Origin of the sequence: Rhodococcus sp. GXMU-t2271, assembly GCF_041414735.1 — a bacterium.
Classification (GTDB): domain Bacteria; phylum Actinomycetota; class Actinomycetes; order Mycobacteriales; family Mycobacteriaceae; genus Rhodococcus; species Rhodococcus indonesiensis.
This window is the reverse complement of record NZ_JAUIZP010000022.1, coordinates 62,444-80,552: the sequence shown is the minus strand read 5'-3', so window position 1 is coordinate 80,552 and position 18,109 is coordinate 62,444. Positions and strand designations below refer to the sequence as shown.

General features: G+C 70.5%; 18 protein-coding genes. 7 read left to right on the top strand and 11 right to left on the bottom strand.

The window, feature by feature from the left end; translation table 11 throughout:
- Positions 1-93: 93 nt before the first annotated feature.
- Positions 94-1,893, top strand: coding sequence for an acyl-CoA dehydrogenase (locus QYS60_RS08145; protein WP_289377719.1), 1,800 nt, complete (start codon positions 94-96; stop codon positions 1,891-1,893).
- On the opposite strand, the gene QYS60_RS08140 is transcribed toward QYS60_RS08145, so the two are convergent.
- Positions 1,890-2,459 carry a dihydrofolate reductase family protein gene (locus QYS60_RS08140; protein ID WP_289377718.1) on the bottom strand — a complete coding sequence of 190 codons (570 nt, stop codon included), beginning with the start codon at positions 2,457-2,459 and terminating at the stop codon, positions 1,890-1,892. The two genes, QYS60_RS08145 and QYS60_RS08140, sit on opposite strands and share 4 nt — an antisense overlap.
- A gap of 78 nt (positions 2,460-2,537) precedes the next feature.
- On the opposite strand from QYS60_RS08140, the gene QYS60_RS08135 reads away from it, so the two are divergent.
- Positions 2,538-3,152 (top strand): TetR/AcrR family transcriptional regulator, encoded by a 615-nt coding sequence (locus tag QYS60_RS08135; RefSeq protein WP_371382870.1) that lies wholly within the window; start codon positions 2,538-2,540, stop codon positions 3,150-3,152.
- On the opposite strand, the gene QYS60_RS08130 is transcribed toward QYS60_RS08135, so the two are convergent.
- Positions 3,121-3,609 (bottom strand): CinA family protein, encoded by a 489-nt coding sequence (locus QYS60_RS08130; protein ID WP_371382869.1) that lies wholly within the window; start codon positions 3,607-3,609, stop codon positions 3,121-3,123. The genes QYS60_RS08135 and QYS60_RS08130 overlap by 32 nt on opposite strands.
- 80 nt (positions 3,610-3,689) lie before the next feature.
- On the opposite strand from QYS60_RS08130, the gene QYS60_RS08125 reads away from it, so the two are divergent.
- The gene (locus QYS60_RS08125; RefSeq protein WP_289377716.1) at positions 3,690-4,742 is read left to right on the top strand and encodes a YbdK family carboxylate-amine ligase; all 1,053 of its coding nucleotides are present in this window, start codon (positions 3,690-3,692) and stop codon (positions 4,740-4,742) included.
- On the opposite strand, the gene QYS60_RS08120 is transcribed toward QYS60_RS08125, so the two are convergent.
- Positions 4,717-5,469 carry a pyrimidine reductase family protein gene (locus tag QYS60_RS08120; protein WP_289377715.1) on the bottom strand — a complete coding sequence of 251 codons (753 nt, stop codon included), beginning with the start codon at positions 5,467-5,469 and terminating at the stop codon, positions 4,717-4,719. The two genes, QYS60_RS08125 and QYS60_RS08120, sit on opposite strands and share 26 nt — an antisense overlap.
- A 116-nt stretch (positions 5,470-5,585) precedes the next feature.
- On the opposite strand from QYS60_RS08120, the gene QYS60_RS08115 reads away from it, so the two are divergent.
- From QYS60_RS08115 to QYS60_RS08105, 3 genes are all read left to right on the top strand, one after another.
- Positions 5,586-7,148, top strand: a complete 1,563-nt coding sequence (locus tag QYS60_RS08115; RefSeq protein WP_371382868.1) for a YhjD/YihY/BrkB family envelope integrity protein — start codon at positions 5,586-5,588, stop codon at positions 7,146-7,148.
- The gene (locus QYS60_RS08110; protein WP_289377713.1) at positions 7,145-7,384 is read left to right on the top strand and encodes a DUF3618 domain-containing protein; all 240 of its coding nucleotides are present in this window, start codon (positions 7,145-7,147) and stop codon (positions 7,382-7,384) included. The genes QYS60_RS08115 and QYS60_RS08110 overlap by 4 nt, the downstream gene beginning before the upstream one ends.
- Positions 7,385-7,541: 157 nt before the next feature.
- Entirely contained in the window at positions 7,542-8,456 is a 915-nt protein-coding gene (locus QYS60_RS08105) for a type IV toxin-antitoxin system AbiEi family antitoxin domain-containing protein (protein WP_289377712.1), read from the top strand.
- A gap of 91 nt (positions 8,457-8,547) precedes the next feature.
- Here QYS60_RS08105 and QYS60_RS08100 read toward each other — a convergent pair whose 3' ends face one another.
- From QYS60_RS08100 to QYS60_RS08065, 8 genes are all read right to left on the bottom strand, one after another.
- The gene (locus QYS60_RS08100) at positions 8,548-10,440 is read right to left on the bottom strand and encodes a propionyl-CoA synthetase (protein WP_003936383.1); all 1,893 of its coding nucleotides are present in this window, start codon (positions 10,438-10,440) and stop codon (positions 8,548-8,550) included.
- 120 nt (positions 10,441-10,560) lie between these two features.
- Positions 10,561-12,063: a carboxyl transferase domain-containing protein gene (locus QYS60_RS08095; protein WP_003936382.1), complete on the bottom strand. Its 1,503-nt coding sequence runs from the start codon at positions 12,061-12,063 to the stop codon at positions 10,561-10,563.
- 9 nt (positions 12,064-12,072) lie between these two features.
- Positions 12,073-13,269, bottom strand: a complete 1,197-nt coding sequence (locus QYS60_RS08090) for an ABC transporter permease (protein ID WP_289377709.1) — start codon at positions 13,267-13,269, stop codon at positions 12,073-12,075.
- On the bottom strand, positions 13,266-14,156 hold the full coding sequence (locus tag QYS60_RS08085; RefSeq protein ID WP_371382867.1) for an ABC transporter ATP-binding protein: 891 nt from the start codon (positions 14,154-14,156) through the stop codon (positions 13,266-13,268). The genes QYS60_RS08090 and QYS60_RS08085 overlap by 4 nt, the downstream gene beginning before the upstream one ends.
- A gap of 33 nt (positions 14,157-14,189) precedes the next feature.
- Positions 14,190-14,735: a hypothetical protein gene (locus QYS60_RS08080; protein ID WP_371382866.1), complete on the bottom strand. Its 546-nt coding sequence runs from the start codon at positions 14,733-14,735 to the stop codon at positions 14,190-14,192.
- Positions 14,732-15,022 (bottom strand): helix-turn-helix transcriptional regulator, encoded by a 291-nt coding sequence (locus QYS60_RS08075; RefSeq protein ID WP_003936378.1) that lies wholly within the window; start codon positions 15,020-15,022, stop codon positions 14,732-14,734. The genes QYS60_RS08080 and QYS60_RS08075 overlap by 4 nt, the downstream gene beginning before the upstream one ends.
- Before the next feature lie 103 nt (positions 15,023-15,125).
- Positions 15,126-15,500: an RNA-binding S4 domain-containing protein gene (locus QYS60_RS08070; protein ID WP_003936377.1), complete on the bottom strand. Its 375-nt coding sequence runs from the start codon at positions 15,498-15,500 to the stop codon at positions 15,126-15,128.
- Entirely contained in the window at positions 15,497-17,134 is a 1,638-nt protein-coding gene (locus QYS60_RS08065; RefSeq protein WP_371382865.1) for an ABC-F family ATP-binding cassette domain-containing protein, read from the bottom strand. The genes QYS60_RS08070 and QYS60_RS08065 overlap by 4 nt, the downstream gene beginning before the upstream one ends.
- A gap of 86 nt (positions 17,135-17,220) precedes the next feature.
- Here QYS60_RS08065 and QYS60_RS08060 point away from each other — a divergent pair, with 86 nt between their 5' ends.
- Positions 17,221-18,045, top strand: coding sequence for an aldo/keto reductase (locus tag QYS60_RS08060; RefSeq protein WP_289377706.1), 825 nt, complete (start codon positions 17,221-17,223; stop codon positions 18,043-18,045).
- The last annotated feature ends 64 nt before the right edge of the window (positions 18,046-18,109 follow it).

The following is an 18,109-nucleotide window of genomic DNA, read 5'->3' as shown; positions in this document are numbered from 1 at the left end:
TCCGTCGCCGGGCTGGTCCGTTGACATCATGCACCGTCGTTGCTCTACTAAGTGAGCGCTTAGTGAACTCGCGGCCCTGTGAAAGGAACCTCCATGCCCGCTCCCGTCCTGTCCCGGCGTGACCTCGACTTCCTGCTCTACGAGTGGCTGGACGTCGAGTCGCTCACCGCACGCGGCCGGTTCGCCGAGCACTCGCGGGAGACGTTCGACGCCGTCCTCGACCTGAGTGCGGACATGGCCACCAAGCACTTCGCGCCGCACAACAAGAAGGCGGACGCCCAGGAGCCGCGGATCGGCGACGACGGCAGGGTCGAGATCATCCCCGAGGTCAAGGCGGCGCTGGATCTGTTCGCCAAGGCCGGGCTCATCGGCTCCTCCTTCGACGAGGAACTCGGCGGCATGCAGCTGCCGGTCACCGTGCTGCGGGCGGCGATGGCCTGGTTCCAGGCCGCCAACGCCGGCACCTCGTCGTATCCGTTCCTCACCGTCGGCAACGCCAACCTCATCGCCACCCACGGCAGCGAGGAGCAGATCGCCACGTACGTTCCGTCGCTCCTCGAGGGCCGGTTCTTCGGCACCATGTGCCTGTCCGAGCCGCAGGCCGGCTCGTCGCTGGCGGACATCACCACCAAGGCCGTGCCGCAGGACGACGGCAGCTACCGCCTCACCGGCACCAAGATGTGGATCTCCGGCGGCGACCACGAGCTGTCCGAGAACATCGTCCACCTCGTGCTCGCGAAGATCCCCGGCGGTCCGGCCGGGGTCAAGGGCATCTCGCTGTTCATCGTCCCGAAGATCCTCGTCGGCGCGGACGGGCAGCTCGGTGAGCGCAACGACGTCGCCCTCGTCGGCCTCAACCACAAGATGGGCAACCGCGGCACCACCAATACGCTGCTGAACTTCGGCGACGGCACCTTCACCCCCGCGGGCCGTGCCGGCGCCGTCGGCTACCTGCTCGGTGAGCCGCACAAGGGCCTGTCGTACATGTTCCACATGATGAACGAGGCCCGCATCGGCGTCGGGTTCCTCGCCACCTCGCTCGGCTACGCCGGCTACCTGCAGTCCCTCGAGTACGCCCGTACCCGCACCCAGGGCCGCCCGCTCGGCGACAAGGACCCGTCGTCCCCGCCGGTGCCGCTGATCGAGCACGCCGACGTGCGCCGGATGCTGCTCGCCCAGAAGGCCTACGTCGAGGGCGCACTGGCGCTGGGGCTGTACTGCTCGCAGCTCGTCGACGAGCAGCAGACCGCCGAGGACGAGGACGCGCGTGCCCGCGCCGGACTGCTGCTGGACATGCTCACGCCCGTCGCGAAGTCCTGGCCGTCGCAGTGGTGCCTCGAGGCGAACAGCCTGGCCATCCAGGTGCACGGGGGCTACGGATACACCCGCGAGTTCGACGTCGAACAGTACTACCGGGACAACCGCCTCAACCCCATCCACGAGGGCACGCACGGCATTCAGGGGCTGGACCTGCTCGGCCGCAAGGTCGTCATGCAGGGCGGGGCGGGCCTGGCGCTGCTCGGCGAGACGATCGGTCGCACCGTCGCGCGTGGTATCCAGGCCGGCGGCGACGCCGCCCGCTACGCCGAGCAGTTGCAGGCGGCGGTGACCCGGGTGGGTGCCACCACCGCCCGGCTGTGGGGGACCGGTGATCCCGAACTGGCACTGGCGAATTCGTCGGTGTACCTCGAGGCCGTCGGGCACGTGGTCGTCGCGTGGATGTGGCTCGAGCAACTCCTCGCGGCCGGGACCCGGAAGGGCGACTTCTACGACGGTAAGCGCGCCGCCGCCCGGTACTTCTTCGCGTTCGAACTGCCGAAGACCGGTCCGCAGTTCGACCTGCTCGACAGCCTGGACCGGACCACGCTCGACGTACAGCCCACCTGGTTCTAGCGGGCGGCGAAGCGGCAGACCGTCACTCCGCTGTCGAAGGTCCTCGCCTCGAGTCGGTCGAAGCGGTGTGGCTCGAAACCGTGCCGGAACAACGGGATTCCGTCCCCGGCGACGATCGGATGGACCTTGAGCACCAGCTCGTCGATCGCCGGCAGCAGCGCGCCGGCGAGCGCACCTCCGCCGCAGAGCCAGATGCCCAGCCCGTCTTGCTGTTTGAGGTTGCGCACGTACTCGAGCGGGTCGGTCGCGACGAGGGTGACCGTCTCGTCCGGCGCCTGCGTCATCGTCGTGGTGAACACGTACTGCTGCAGGTGCCGGTAGGCGCTCGTCCAGCCGGCGTCCCGGGCCGGTTCCCACGTGCGCCGGCCCATCACGACGGCGTCGAAGTGTTTCGGTGGCCCCTCGATGCCGAGCGGCCCGCGGGCGGGCGTCGGGATCGTCTCGGGGAACTCCTGCACCAGGTAGTGCGCGTGGTCCCCGTCGAGGGGGAAGAAGTCGAACCCCCCGGCGGGGTCGGCGATGAAACCGTCGAGTGTGGTCGCCACGTAGTAGGTCAGTTTTCGCACGGAACGCTCCTCGGTCGACTACAACACCTGTGGTGGTCAAACTACAACAGGTGTTGTATTCAGTGCTACGGTTTTTCCGTGGCAGCGAATCCGGAGCGCCGAGCCCAGCTCGCGGACGCCGGTCTGCGCGTACTCGGCGCGGACGGTGCCCGCAAGCTGACCCACCGCGCCGTCGACCGGGAAGCGGGGGTGCCCCTGGGCACCTGCGCGAACTACTTTCCGACGCGGGACGACCTCCTCGGCGCCCTCGGCGCGCGGATCTTCGAGCGGCTCGCCCCCGAGCCGGACCGGCTCGAGGCGCTCGCCGGCCGGACCCCGGACGTCGACCTCTACGTCGACTACATGCGATACCTCGTCGAGCGCACGACCGCCCAGCCGGATCTGACCGTCGCCCTGATGGAACTGCGCCTCGAATCCCGCCGAAGTCCCGGACTGGCCGAGGTGCTCGGTGCGACCCTCTCCCGCAACTACCGGCTCGACGTCGAATTCAACGACGCCGCAGGGCTACCCGCCACCGCGCTCGACGTCGCCCTGCTGCACTTCGCGATCGACGGGCTGCTGCTGGACCTGCTCACCCCCTCGATCGGCGCCGACGCCACCCCGGACGAACTGGTCACCGCACTCGTCACCCGGCTGCTCGCCCGGCCGGGCACCGGCCCTCTCAGCTCCCCACCCGGCCCGCCAGCAGAGTGAGCGCATGGAAGACCGTCTCGGCCAGCACCTCCTCGGGCTCACCCGGGAAGAACTTCTCCTCGGCGTGCGTCGGTCCTCGACCTGCCACCCCGAACCACACCGTGCCCGGCTCCTGCCCGTCCTGGCTCTCCGGGCCGCCCGCGCCCGTCACCGCCACCGCGACGTCGGCACCGAGGAGGTCGACCGTCGACTCGGCCATGGCCCGCGCCGCGGACTCGCACACCACCGGCCCCTCCGGCACCCGCAGCAGCGAGTGCTTCACCTCCCGCGAGTAGGCGACGACGCCGCCGCGGAACCACTCGGCGCTGCCCGGTGCCGCGCCGAGCCGCGCGGCCAGGGCGCCGGAGGTGAGCGATTCGGCGCACGCGACGGTCAGGCCGCGGTCGGCGGCGAGCTCGCCGATCCGCTCCGCAGTGGCACTCGACCGTGCCGAGCCTTCGGGAACGTCGTCGGGCATGGGGAACTCCTTCCGCCGGATGCTGTCCGGACTGTACCGGCCGGCGTGTCGTCGCCGGCGGCAACGGGTAGCCCGCAACCATGAACTCCGAAACCTCCCGCCCGGATCCGGGCGACGGCGTCACCATGGGTGTGGAGGAGGAGTTCCTGCTCGTGGACCCGGCGTCGGGTCGTCCCACCCCGGGGTTCGACGCGCTGTACGAACAGCTTCCGCAGGTGCCCGGGGTGACCTTCGTCGGCGAGTTGCACCCGACCCAGATCGAGGCGGTGGGCGGGGTGTGCCGGACCCTCGACGACCTGCGGGCCCAGCTGACCGCATCCCGTTCCGCCCTCGACGGTGCCGCCCTCCGATGCGGGCTGCGTATCGCCGCCACCGGGGTGCCCGAGCGCGACGCCGGCCCCGGCACCGTCGTCGCGACGGGACGCCGGGCCGCCATCGCCGAGCGGTACCGCGCGCTGGTCGACGACTACCACGCCTGCGGCTGCCACGTGCACGTCGGCGTCGCCGACCGGGACACCGCGGCCGCCGTGGTGAACCATCTGACCCCGTGGCTGCCCACCCTCGTCGCGCTCGGCGCGAACTCGAGACGGCACGACGGCCGCGACACGGGCTATGCGAGCTGGCGCATCGTGCAGCAGAGCCGGTTTCCCGGCTTCGGCCTGCCGCCGTACCTGCGTTCGGCCCAGCACGCCGCCGACCTGGTCGCGCGCCTGGTCGGCGCCGGGGTGCTGCTCGACTCGCGGATGACCTTCTGGCTTGCCCGCCCGTCGGTGCACGTGCCGACGGTGGAGATCCGCGCGGCCGACACCGCGGCCACGGTGGACGGGACGGTCGTGCAGGCCGCCCTGGTCCGGGGCCTGGTCGGCGCGGGTCTCGACGATCTGCGCCGCGGCGACGAGGCACAGGTTGTCGAGCCGGATGTCGGTGCGGCGGCGGTGTGGAGTGCCGCCCGGTACGGTCTCGACGGTCCGGCGGTGGACGTGCGCACCGGCGCCCGGATCCCGGCTCGGGACTTGCTCGCCCGTCTGCTGGACCGCGTCGCGCCGGTGCTGCGGACCCACGGTGACCTCGACGTGGTGCGAAATCTGCTGGTCCGGCCCCGGCCGGTCACTCCCCGCGTACCCACCGCATGAGCACGGTTCCGTCGTCGTCGGCGAGGACGTGGGCAGGCCGCATCGACGTCGGCGCCGTCCGCGGGGCGGTGGCGATCCGGCCCGCCGGGCCGGCGGCGAGCAGCGGCGCCAACGTCAGACACAGGTCGTCGACCACACCGTCGGCGATCAGCTGACCGAACAGCCGCGGCCCGCCCTCGCACAGCGCACGACTCCAGCCTGCCGCCGACAGTGCGTCCCGCACCGCGTGCCCGTCGATCGAGTGCTCGGCGACCAGCCGCACGTCCGCACCGGCGTCGGCGAGGGCCCGGCGGCGTTCCTCCGGTGCCGTCTCGCACGTGAGGACGACCGGAGCGACGGTGGTGTCGGTGAACAACCGGCAGTCGGGATCCAGGTCGCACGTCGCGGTGACGACCGCGATCGGCGGAACCTCCGACAGTCCCGACTCGGCGCGCCGCGCGCGCAGTGCCGCGCTCGTGCGGGCGCCGCCGTAGTTCTCGCTGCGTGCCGTGCCCGCGCCGACGACGATCACGTCGGCCAGCGCCCGCAACAGACCGAACACCTTCTTGTCCGACGGCGTGCCGAGCCCACCCGAGCGTCCCTCCACGGCGACGGCACCGTCGAGGGACGACACGAAGTTCACCCGGAGCCACGGGGAGGACAGCTCCGCCGGGTAGGCGTAGAGGGCCCGTAACTCGTCGTCGTCGAGTGGACGGGCCGGGCAGGTCGGATCGTCGAGGCGCCGCATCGCTCGATCACACCATGCTCCGCCGCGCCGGCGGGTTCCGGTGCACCGCACAGGCGCGGTCGTGGGTGCCCGGTCGCGGCGTTTGGTCCGCCGGCGCCACGGGTACCTCGGGAACCATGACCGCAGATCACCGGGTCCGCGACGGGTCGGAGGCCCGGGCCGAAGATTCGCGTAAACCCGACTCGCCGACCGACCTGACCAAACCGTCGTGGACGTACGTGCTGCGCAAGACTGCTCGCGAGTTCAGTCACGATCAGTGCACCGACCTCGCTGCCGGCCTGACCTACTATGCCGTCCTGTCGCTGTTTCCCGCTCTCCTCGTGGTCGTGTCGCTCCTCGGTGTGTTCGGCCAGGGGGCGACGACGGTGGACACGGTGCTGCAGCTGGTCGAGGATCTCGGGCCCACCGATGCGGTGAACACGCTGCGCGGCCCCGTCGAACAGCTGGTGCAGGCACCGACCGCGGGCCTGGCTCTGATCCTCGGTATCGCCGGCGCCCTGTGGTCGGCGTCCGGTTACGTCGGCGCGTTCGGCCGCGCCATGAACCGCATCTATGAGATCGAGGAGGGGCGGCCGATCTGGAAGTTGCGGCCCTGGATGCTCCTCATCACCGCGCTCGCCCTGATCGCGATGGGCGCGACGGCGCTCATGCTCGTCGTCAGCGGTCCCATCGCCAGGGCTGTGGGAGACGTGATCGGGCTCGGTGAGACTTCGGTGACGATCTGGAGCATCGCGAAGTGGCCGGTCATCCTACTGCTCGTCATCATGATCATCGCGGTCCTGTACTACGCGACGCCGAACGTGTCGCAGCCCAAGTTCCGCTGGATCAGCCTGGGCGCGACCATCGCGATCGTCACGTGGATCGTGGCGTCCCTCGCGTTCGCCTTCTACGTCTCCAACTTCGGCAGCTACAACAAGACCTACGGCTCCCTCGCCGGCGCGATCGTCTTCCTCCTGTGGTTGTGGATCACCAACCTCGCGCTGCTGTTCGGCGCGGAGTTCGACGCCGAGCTCGAGCGCGGACGGCAGCTGCAGGCCGGCATCGAGGCGGAGGAGACGCTGCAGCTGCCGCCGCGGGACACCCGCAACATCGAGAAGAACGAGGAGAAGCGGCAGGAAGACATCGAACGCGGCCGCGAACTCCGCCTCGCGCACACCGTCTCGGACCGCGAGAGCGCCGACGATGCGGAGGGCGACAGACCGGCCCCAGAAGTCGCACGACCCCCAGAAGTCGCACGACACGGAAAGGACTCGACCATGACCGCGTCCCCCGGTGGCACGCCCAGCGCCACGGACCCGAGTGAACTGTCCACCGCGCAATTGACCGAGCGGCTCACCACCCAGGTGTCGATGCTCGTGCGCACCGAGGTCGGCCACGCCCTCGACGAGGTGAAAGCCAAGGGCACCCGGATCGGAGTGGGCGTCGGCATCTCCGGCGCCGGACTCATGCTGATCTACCTCGGCATCGGCGCCCTCATCGCGACCGCGATCCTGGGGCTCGCCACCGTGCTCTCCCCGTGGCTGGCCGCGCTGATCGTCTCGCTGGTCGTCCTGGCCATCGGCGGGACGCTGGCTGCCGTCGGTGCGTCGCGGGCGAAGAACTCGGCCCCGCCCGTCCCGACGGACACCGCCGAGAGCGTCCGGCGTGACGTGAACACCGTGAAGGAGCACGTGCGATGACCACCCCCGAGCCCGTACCATCCGTCGAGCAGCAGCGCGCCGAACTCGCCGCAACCGTCGACGAACTCGCGCAGCGCGTGGACGTGCCCGCCCGCACCAAGGCCGCCGCCCACGAGAAGGTCGAAGCCGCCAAGCAGACCGCTGCCGAGAAGCCCCAGATCGTCGCTGCTGTCGTCGGCAGCGTGGTAGCTGCGCTCACGGTGCGGGCCGTGGTGCGGCGCCGTCGCCGACGCTGACATCCGCTCGTCGCCCAGTCATCCGCTGTGACAGTCGTCGCAGCGGATGACTGCGTACGAAGCGGGTGTTGTCCACAGGCCGACGTTCCATCCACAGATTCGGCTGGCTGGCTGTAAGAGCGGCCCGTTCCCGTCACTGTCGCGGCACGCTGAGGCGGTGACCGAACCCTTGTTGCGACGTTCCGCACTGGCCGCCGGACGCACCGACGCCGAGCTGCGGCGCGCGGTGCGACGCGGAGAACTCCAGCGTCTCACCCCCGGCGTGTATCTCGACGCCGACGGCGTGCAGCTCCTCGACGACGTCGGGCGACACCGACTGCTGGCGCGTACCGTCGGCGCCGGACTCGGTCCGGCCGCCGCGATCAGCCACGTCTCCGCGGCGGTCCTGCACGAATTCGACGTGTGGCACACCGATCTCACCCTCATCCACACCACCAACGGGCGCCCCGCCGGTGGACGCCGGGGACCTACCCGCTACGTGCACGCGGCTGTGCTCGGCGGCGACGTCGTGCAGCTCGACGGCGTGCGGGTCACTTCACCGGCGCGCACCGTCGTCGACCTGGCGCGGACGCTGCCCGTGGAGGAGGCCGTCGTCGTCGGGGACAGCGCGCTGCGTCGATATCCGTTCCTCGACTTCGAAGCTCACTTCGTCGTGCCGCGCGCGGGGATCGCCGCGGCGCGGCGCGTCGTCGGGCTTCTCGACACCCGGAGCGAAAGCCCAGGTGAGTCCCTGAGCCGGCTACGCCTGCACGACGCGGGTCTCCCGGCGCCGGTCCTGCAGCGGGAGATCCACACCCCGGGTGGTGTGTTCGTCGCGCGCGTCGACTTCTTCTGGGAGCAGTGGGGCATCGTCGGCGAATTCGACGGGATGGTGAAGTACGGCACCGTCGACGACGTGCGCGCCGAGAAGCGCCGCGAGGACGCGCTGCGTGACCTGGGATTGCAGGTGGTGCGGTGGACGTGGCCGGAGTTGTTCCGATTCGACGTCGTCGTGGAGCGACTTCGGCGAGCCGTCCACCGCAGCCGTCCGGCGCCCGGTCGTCCGCGGCCCCACCCGACGCCGTGGCTGTAGCTGCTCGGGGCACGGCCGCTCGACCATCGGTCATCCGCTGCGACCGTCGTCGCAGCGGATGACCGAGCGCGGAGCGGCTGCGCCGGATCGGCTATCCGCGCAGTTGCTGCTCGAGCGCCTCGAGCACCGACGGGTCCTCGATGGTGGACGGCACCGTGTACTGCTCGTGGTCGGCGATCTGCCGCATCGTCTTGCGGAGGATCTTGCCGGAGCGGGTCTTCGGCAGGGCCTGCACCACGGTGACGTCCCGGAACGTCGCCACCGCGCCGATCTGGTCGCGCACCATCGCCACGAGTTCCTGTCGCAGCGTCTCCGGGTCGATCTCGACACCGGACTTGAGCACTACGTACCCCGACGGCCGCTGACCCTTGAGCTCGTCGCGGATGCCGACGACCGCGCACTCGGCGACGGCCGGATGCGAGGCGACGACGGCCTCCATGCTTCCGGTCGACAGGCGATGGCCGGCGACGTTGATGACGTCGTCCGACCGGCCGAGGACGAAGACGTAGCCGTCCTCGTCGACGTAGCCGGAATCGCCGGTGAGGTAGTAGCCCGGGAACGTCTCCAGATACGACCGCCGGTAGCGGTCCTCGTCCTGCCACAGTCCGGTCAGTGTGCCCGGCGGCAGCGGCAGCGCGATCACGATGTTGCCCTCGGTGTTCGGTCCGACCGGCTTGCCCTCCGCATCGACGATGTCGAGGCGGTAGCCGGGTACCGGCACTGTCGGCGAGCCGGCCTTGATCGGCATGGACTCGAGTCCGCGCAGGTTCGCGGCGATCGCCCACCCGGTCTCGGTCTGCCACCAGTGATCGACGACGGGCCGGTCGAGCACCTTCGTCGCCCACTCGTAGGTGTCCGGGTCGAGCCGCTCGCCCGCCGCGAACAGCGTCCGGAGGGAGGAGATGTCGTAGTTCTCCAGTTCTTTCGCCTCGGGGTCCGCCTTGCGGACCGCGCGGATCGCGGTGGGGGCGGTGAACAGCGCGACGACGTCGTTCTCGTTGACGATGCGCCAGAACGCACCGGCATCGGGCGTGCCCACCGGCTTGCCCTCGTACATCACGGTCGTCGCACCGATCAGCAGCGGGCCGTAGACGATGTACGAGTGGCCGACGACCCAGCCCACGTCGGAGGCCGTCCACCACACGTCGCCGGGGGAGATGTCGTAGATGTTGCGCATCGACCAGGTCAGGGCCACCGCATGCCCGCCGTTGTCGCGCACCACACCCTTCGGCTTCCCCGTGGTACCGGAGGTGTAGAGGATGTACAGCGGGTCGGTGGCGGCGACGGTCACCGGCTCGGCGGGATCCGCGTCGGCGACGAGTTCGTCCCAGTCGAACCACGTGGCGGCGGACGTCTTGTAGTCGGCCGCCGTGCCCGGGATCATCTCCCGGTTCTTGACGATCACGGTGTGCGGCGGGGTCTGCGACAGCGACAGCGCCTGTTCGACCATCGGCAGGTACTCGACGGTGCGGCCCGGTTCGAGTCCGCCGGAGGCGGTGACGAGCAGAACGGGGCGGGCGTCGTCGATGCGGGTGGCGAGCTCCTTGGCGGCGAACCCGCCGAACACCACCGAGTGCACGGCACCGATGCGGGCGCACGCGAGCATCGCGATCGCCGCCTCCGGGATCATCGGCATGTAGATCACGACGCGGTCGCCGGCAACGACGCCCTGATCGCGCAGCACCCCGGCGAACGCCGCGACCTCGTCCAGCAGCTCGGCGTAGGTGTAGGTGTGCTTGGCGGGGACCATCGCCGAGTCCCAGATCAGGGCGGGCCGGTCGCCGTGTCCGGCCTGCACGTGCCGGTCGAGGGCGTTGAAGCTGGTGTTGAGCGTGGCGTCGGGGAACCAGCGGAACGACGGTGCCTGCGAGCCGTCGAGGGCCCGCGTCGGCGCGGCCACCCAGTCCACGGCGCGGGCCGCCTCGAGCCAGAATCCCTCGGGATCCTCCACGCTCTGCCGGTAGGCCTCCGCGTACGAGCTCATCGATTCGCATCCTCTCTGACCACAGCTTGTGACGCCGACCACCCTATTCGAGATTCCCCGGCGCGAGGCACTGCCCGTTCGGGCGGTGCGCCGGACGGCGCCTCGGCGTCGGTGAGCGGGTTACCGCGGCAGCCCCAGCTTCCGGTAGCGCTCGAGCCGCCGCCGGTACCGCAGCGTCGCGTCCTGACCGACGAGCACGCCGAGTTCGCGGGCAACGGCGGCCCCGACGCGCTTGGCGAACTCGGTGGGCTCCGCCGCGGCGTCGGGGAACTCGGGGATCACACCGTCGACGACACCGTCGCGCAGCAGATCCCGGGAGCGGATGCCCTGGGCCGCTGCCATCTGTGGGGCGTGCGTGGTGTCGCGGTGCACGATCGCGCTGGCGCCTTCGGGCGGCAGCGGGGCGAGCCAGCCGTTCTGGGCGCACAGCACCCGGTCGGCGGGCAGCAGCGCCAGAGCGCCGCCGCCGGTGCCCTGCCCGAGGAGCACCGACACCGTAGGGGTCGGCAGAGTCACCAGGTCGGCCAGGCAGCGGGCGATTTCCGGCGCGAGTCCACGCTCCTCGGCCTCCTTCGACAACGAGGCTCCGAGCGTGTCGATCACCAGCACGAGAGGAAGGCGGAGCTCGTCGGCCAGCCGCATCGCGCGACGCGCCTCACGCAGCGCGCCCGGACCCATCGTCCGGGCCGCGGACTGGCCGCTGCGGTCCTGACCGAACAGCACGCACGACGCGCCGCGGAACCGGGCGAGGGAGACCAGCACGGTGCGGTCGGACTCGCCCTGTCCGGTGCCCGACAGCGGAACCTGCGCGGATGCCGCATGCCGCAGCAACTGCCGGATGCCGGGACGTTCCGGCCGGCGGGAGAGCATCACCGACTGCCACGCCGGGACGTCGGGCACGTCGTCGGCGGAGGTCACTGCGGGACCCGCCGACGCGTCGACGATCGTCGGCTCGGTGAGCACACGCAGCATCCGGTGCACGAGCCGGCGGACCCCGGCGAGAGGCACCACCCCGTCGATCACGCCCTTCTGGGACAGGTTCTCGGCGGTCTGCACGCCCTCCGGGAAGTCCTCGTGGTAGAGCGCCTGATAGACGCGGGGCCCCAGGAAGCCGACGAGCGCACCGGGTTCCGCGGCGGTGACGTGCCCGAGCGAGCCCCACGAGGCGAACACCCCGCCGGTGGTGGGGTTGCGCAGGTACACGAGATAGCCGAGGTGCGCGGCCTTGTGGGCGGTGACGGCCGCCGCGATCTTGACCATCTGCACGAACGCGAGCGTGCCCTCCTGCATCCGGGTGCCACCGGAGGTGGGGGAGGCGAGCAGAGGCAGCTTCTCGCGAGTCGCGCGTTCCACGGCGAGGACGATGCGCTCGGCCGCCGCGACCCCGATCGATCCGGCGAGAAAGGCGAACTCGCAGGCGATCACCGCGATGCGGCGGCCGTGCACGGTTCCGACGCCGGTGATCACGGACTCGTCGACGCCGGACTTCGCCGCCGCGGCCTCCAGTTCGGCGCGGTACTGCTCGTCGGGGTGCACGTCGACGGGGGCGGTGTCCCAGGAGTGGAAGGTGCCTGCGTCGAGCACGCTGTCGATGAACTCCTGCGCCGAGATCCTGGGGGCCATGGCACGACCCTAGCGGTGCGCGCCCATCGCTTCCTTCCACGTGACGACGCGGCCGATGCGCAGGATGGACCTGCGGTAGATCCGCGCCCCGACCACGCTCAGGGCGGCGGTCACGAGCAGCATCAGCACGATGGTGCCGACGATCTGCAGCGGTGTCGCCACACCGGCGGCGATGCGCAGCGGCATGAGGATCGCCGAGAACGGCGGGATCCAGCTCAGCACGGTGCTCCACGTCGACTCGGGGTCGTCGACCGACGAGAAGGCCGCGAAGAACATCGCGACGATCAGCACCATCAGCGGCGACGCCGTGGCGTTCACGTCCTCTTGCCGCGACACCATCGACCCGGCAGCGGCGTAGAGGACCGCGAAGAACGCGAACCCGAGGACGAACCAGCCCAGGGTGCCGGCGAGCGTGCCCAGGGCCGCGCCGGTCACGGTGAGTGTCCCGGTGGCGAGACCGGCACCGACCCCGGCCACTCCGTATGCGGTGAGTTGCAGCAGCCCCACGGCGCCGATGCCGACGATCTTGCCCCACAGCAGCTGCAGCGGGCGCAGCGTCGACAGCAGCAGTTCCACCACGCGCGACGACTTCTCCTCGACCACGCCCATCGCCACGTACATGCCGAACATCATGATCTGCATGTACAGCAGCACGACCGCGGCGATCGCCAGGGTGGTGCGCTGTCCCTGCTCGGGGTCCGGAGGGTCGAGGGCTTCGACGGTCACGGTGGCGCGGGCGGTGTCCGCGGCCAGCGCCGACGGGTCGACGCCGCGCGCAGTGAGGGCGTCGACCTGGGCCTGCTGCGCGACGGCCGTGTCGATCGTCGCGCGCAGGGCCGGATCGATCTCCGATTCGGCGACGGCGGTGACCGAACCTCCCGGGCCCGGGATCAGCGCGACGTCGAGTTCGCCGTCGCGTACCCGGTCGCGGCCGCTTTCGGCGTCGGGAATCTCGGAGACGTCGACGGAGCTGCCGGTGGCGTCTCCGATCGCGGTGATCGTCGCGCCGAGCGCCGGGTCGCCGACGACGCCGACGGTGGCGGGTTCGTCGTCGCCCGAGAACAGCGACACAGCGACGATGCCCCCGACGATGGCGAGCAGGATGATCGCGTTGCTGATCAGAAAACTCTTCTTGCGGACCTGGGTGAGGAACTCGCGGCGGGCCACCAGGGCCACGGCGTGGACGGGGCTCAGCGGGGCGCTCACGCGGCTACCACCTCTCGGAACAGGTCGGTCAGGGTCGGGCGGTGGACGGAGAATTCGTGCACGGGACCGGTGGCGAGGGCGGTCCGGAGGATCTGCTGGTCGTCGGCGCCCTTCCCGAGCAGCAGAACGGTGCGGCCACCACCGTGGGCGACGGTGGTGACGCCGGGCAGATCGGCTGCCCAGCCCTCGGGGGCGTGCGGGGCGTGCACCTCGAGCCGGGCCGCGCCGTGGCCGCGCAGTTCGTCGACGGTGCCGACGGCGCGCATCGTTCCCTTGGAAATGATCCCGACCCGGTGGCAGAGCCGTTGCACGAGGTCGAGCTGGTGGCTCGAGAAGATCACCGGCACTCCGGTTTCGGCCTTCTCGATCAGCACGTCGCTCATGACGTCGACGGCCACGGGGTCCAGGCCCGAGAACGGCTCGTCGAGGACCAGCACCTTCGGGTCGTGCACCAGGGCGGCGGCGAGCTGGACCCGCTGCTGGTTACCGAGGGAGAGCGCGTCGACGGCATCGTCCACCCGCTCGGCGATGCCCAGCCTGCTCGTCCAGCGTGCGACGGCCGCATCGGCGTCGGATCGGGAAAGTCCGTGCAGGCGAGCAAGGTACGACAGCTGCGCCCCGACCTTCATCTTCGGGTACAGCCCTCGTTCCTCCGGCATGTACCCGATGGTGCGGCGCACGTCGAGGTCGACGGGCCGGCCGTCGAGCCGGACCGCACCGGAGTCGGCCGCGAGCACACCGAGGACGATCCGCATGGTGGTGGTCTTCCCGGCACCGTTGCTGCCGACGAAGCCGAACAACTCGCCGGGTTGCACATCGAAGGTGACGTCGTCGAGTGCGACGACGTCACCGTATCGTTTCGAGACACCGTCGATCGTGAGGGTCACGTTTCCTCCGTATTCCTCGGGTTGTCTTGCAAATCAGTCGATCTCGTCCGGATCAGGGGTGTTCCAGGCCAGGATCATGGCGGGCAGGCAGCCGCCGACGAGTGTCGCGGTCAACGTCATCAGCCCGCCGGCGTACGCCATCCGCGGATGCATGCCGTCGGTCTGCACGCTGCCCACGACGAGGTAGAGCACCGGAATCATGACCAGGGCCTGGGTGACGGTCAGGGCGATGGAGCGAGCGCTGTTGCGTTCCTGGATCTCTCGTTCGTCGAGCGCGGCGCGCGGGGCGTCACCCTGGCGGCCCGAGACGATCTGGAGCGAGATCCAGACGGGGAAGAACACGAGGCACGCCGGCAGCCACAGCAGCGGTGCCCGCTCGAAGAAGTGGCACAGCACGCTCACGGTGAACATGAGAACGAACGTCGCGGCGAGGGCTACCACGAGGACGCGACGTCGCCGGCGAGTACGCCAGCGCGGCAGCATGTTCCGGAACTTCTCCTCGTTCTTCAGGAAGCGCCGGGTGCGGAACTCCTCGTACCGCGCGAGGAGAGTGGTGTCGTGCACGGGCATCTCGGTCACTGTGCGTCACGTCCTTCGGTTGCGGTGCGAATGCGGTACACCTCGGTGGACAGCGGCCCGAATTCGTTGCGGGAGAACACGGCTTCGACCGGCAGGCCGAAGACGTCGCAGATCCGGAAGGCCAGGTCGAGGCTGGGGTAGTGGTCGCCGCGCTCGAGGGCGCCGACGGTCTGGGGATTGACGTCGACGAGTTCCGCGAGTTGCGCGCGGCTCATTCCGCGTTCCGCGCGCAGGACGCGGATGCGGTTGTGAATCGGCAGGGTTTCCCCCCGACGGACCGGGCTCATGCAACGAATTGTTGTAAAAACACAACGTTTCGTCAAGTGGGATTCGCCGGATCGCATGCGAAACAACCATCGGTACGGTTGTCGATGTCCGAAACGGGTGCGGCTATTCGAGCAGCCCCCGCAGCCGGTCGAGCTCGCGACGGTCCCGCTTGGTGGGCCGGCCCGCACCGCGGTCCCGGCGCGGGAGGGAGGCCAGGATCTCCCGGGGCGGAGGTGGGGGACTGTGGTCCTCGTAGGCCTGTGCTGCGATCGGCGCACCCACCCGTTTGGTGAGCAGCTGCGTCACGCGCACGATCCGTTCCGCCCCGGCGACCCGCACCCGCACCTCGTCGCCGACCTTCACCGCCTGCGACGGTTTCGCGGGGGCGTCGTTGACCCGCACGTGCCCGCCCCGGCACGCGGCCGCGGCTGCGGACCGTGTCTTGAACAGGCGCACCGCCCAGGTCCAGCTGTCGACCCGCACACTGCCGGCCGTCACGCCGGGTCCTCCGTCAGCCGCCCGCCGTCGAGGTGCCATCGGCGGGTCGAACGGGTGGTGGCCAGCATCCGGCGGTCGTGGGTGACCAGCACCAGCGTGCCCTCGAAGCTGTCGACGGCCTGCTCGAGCTGCTCGATCGCGGGCAGGTCCAGGTGGTTCGTCGGTTCGTCGAGCACCAGCAGGTTCACCCCCCGGGCCTGCAGCAGGGCGAGTCCGGCCCGGGTGCGTTCCCCCGGTGACAGCGACGACGCGGACCGCAGCACGTGATGGCCCTTGAGCCCGAACTTCGCGAGCAGCGTCCGCACGTCCGCATCCGGCCAGTCCGGCACCTGCGCGGCGAACGCGTCCACGAGCGGCTCGTCGCCCTCGAACAGCGCGCGCGCCTGGTCGATCTCGCCGATCTTCACCCCCGACCCGAGGGCCGCGGTGCCCGTGTCGAGGCGGATCCGGCCCAGCAGTGCGCGCAGCAGCGTCGTCTTCCCCGCGCCGTTCGGGCCGGTGAGGACGATCCGGTCCCCCCACTGCACCTGCGTGGTGACGGGCCCGAGCACGAAGTCGCCCCGGTCGACGCACGCGCCGTTCAGGGTGGCCACCACCGCGCCGCTGCGCGGCGCCGCGGCGATCGACATGCGCAGCTCCCACTCCTTGCGCGGCTCCTCGACGACGTCGAGCCGCTCGATGCGGCGCTGCGTCTGCCGTGCTTTCGCCGCCTGCTTCTCGGTGGCCTCGGCACGGAACTTCCTGCCGACCTTGTCGTTGTCCTTGGACTTGCGCCGGGCGTTGCGGACCCCGTGCTCGAGCCAGTTGCGTTGCATCCGGGCGCGATCCTCGAGCTCCTGCTTGGTGTCCGCGTACTCCTCGTACGTTTCGCGGGCGTGCTTCCGCGCCACCTCGCGTTCGACGAGGTACGCCTCGTAGCCGCCGTCGTACACCGCGATCTGCTGCTGCGCGGAATCCAGTTCGACGATTCCGGTGACCGTGCGGGCCAGGAACTCGCGGTCGTGGCTGATCACCATCAGCGCGGTGCGGGTTTCGGCGACGAAACGCTCGAGCTGGTCGAGCCCGGCCAGGTCGAGGTCGTTGGTGGGTTCGTCGAGCAGCAGCACGTCGTACCGCGACAGCAGCAGGGCCGCCAGCCCGGCCCGCGCCGCCTGTCCCCCCGACAGGCCCGTCATGGGTGCGTCCAGCCCGACGTCGAGGCCCAGGTCGGCGACGACCTTCTCGGCGCGTTCGGCGAGATCCGCGCCGCCGAGGGCGAGCCAGCGCTCCAGGGCGGGGGTGTAGTCGTCGACGTCGGTGTTCCCCAGCGCCTCGGCCGCGGCGTTCATCGCGTGCTCGGCGTCGGTGACGCCCGTTCGCCGGCCGAGAAAGCCGAGGATCGTCTCGCCCGGGACGCGCTCGGGTTCCTGCGCGAGATACCCCACGGTGGCGTCGGGCGGACTGAATGCGACCGTGCCGGTGACGTCGGCGGTGCCCACCCCGGCGAGCGTCGTGAGCAGGGTCGACTTGCCTGCGCCGTTCGCGCCGACCAGGCCGATCACGTCGCCGGGCGCGACGGTCAGATTCAGGTCGGTGAACAGGGTGCGTTCGCCCCGGGAGGCGGACAGGCCGCTGATGCGCAGTGTTGCAGTCACCACTCGATTATCCCCACGCGGGCTGGTGGGTTTCCGGATGGTGGGATAGGGGGAACATCGGGCGGCCGGAACCCGTTGGGCCGATCATGACCGTTCCCACGATCACCCTCAACGACGGCAACACCATTCCACAGCTCGGCTTCGGCCTCTGGCAGGTCGAGGACGACCGGAGCTACGACGCGGTGACCGAGGCCCTGCGGGTGGGCTACCGCAGCATCGACACCGCGGCGATCTACGGCAACGAGGCCGGCACGGGCCGCGCGCTGCGCGACTCGGACGTCCCACGCGACGAGCTGTTCGTCACCACCAAGCTGTGGAACAGCGACCAGGGCTACGACTCGACGCTGCGCGCCTTCGACACGAGCCTCGATCGGCTCGGCCTCGACTATGTCGACCTGTACCTGATCCACTGGCCGGCACCGGGCCAGGACCGCTACATCGACACCTTCCGCGCCTTCCAGAAGATCAAGGCCGAGGGCCGGGCCCGTTCGATCGGTGTCTCCAACTTCCGGATCGAGGATCTCGACCGGCTGATCGACGCCGTCGGCGAGGTTCCGGCCGTCAACCAGATCGAACTGCATCCGCGGTTCGATCAGGCCGAGCTGCGGGCCTACCACACCGGTAAGGGCATCGCGACCGAGGCGTGGAGTCCCCTCGGCCAGGGCACCGTGCTCGACGACCCCACGCTGACGGCCATCGCGCAGGCTCACGGCCGCAGCGTCGCGCAGGTGATCCTGCGCTGGCACATCCAGCTCGGCAACATCGTCATCCCGAAGTCCGTCACCCCCGAGCGCATCGCGAGCAATTTCGACGTCTTCGGCTTCGAGCTGTCCCCGGACGACCTCGACCGGATCCGCGGGCTGCACGACGACAGCGGCCGCATCGGCGGGGACCCCGCCACGTTCTCCTGATCACCGCCGCCGCCGCCGCCGCCGTCGTCGTCGTCGGTGGCGGTGGCGATGGTGGTGGTGGTGA

Coding starts and splice junctions, on each gene's coding strand:
- QYS60_RS08145 (WP_289377719.1), top strand. CDS start 94: ATGCCCGCTCCCGTCCTGTCCCGGCGTGACCTCGACTTCCTGCTCTAC.
- QYS60_RS08130 (WP_371382869.1), bottom strand. CDS start 3,609: ATGCCCGACGACGTTCCCGAAGGCTCGGCACGGTCGAGTGCCACTGCG.
- QYS60_RS08125 (WP_289377716.1), top strand. CDS start 3,690: ATGAACTCCGAAACCTCCCGCCCGGATCCGGGCGACGGCGTCACCATG.
- QYS60_RS08120 (WP_289377715.1), bottom strand. CDS start 5,469: ATGCGGCGCCTCGACGATCCGACCTGCCCGGCCCGTCCACTCGACGAC.
- QYS60_RS08115 (WP_371382868.1), top strand. CDS start 5,586: ATGACCGCAGATCACCGGGTCCGCGACGGGTCGGAGGCCCGGGCCGAA.
- QYS60_RS08110 (WP_289377713.1), top strand. CDS start 7,145: ATGACCACCCCCGAGCCCGTACCATCCGTCGAGCAGCAGCGCGCCGAA.
- QYS60_RS08100 (WP_003936383.1), bottom strand. CDS start 10,440: ATGAGCTCGTACGCGGAGGCCTACCGGCAGAGCGTGGAGGATCCCGAG.
- QYS60_RS08095 (WP_003936382.1), bottom strand. CDS start 12,063: ATGGCCCCCAGGATCTCGGCGCAGGAGTTCATCGACAGCGTGCTCGAC.
- QYS60_RS08075 (WP_003936378.1), bottom strand. CDS start 15,022: ATGAGCCCGGTCCGTCGGGGGGAAACCCTGCCGATTCACAACCGCATC.
- QYS60_RS08060 (WP_289377706.1), top strand. CDS start 17,221: ATGACCGTTCCCACGATCACCCTCAACGACGGCAACACCATTCCACAG.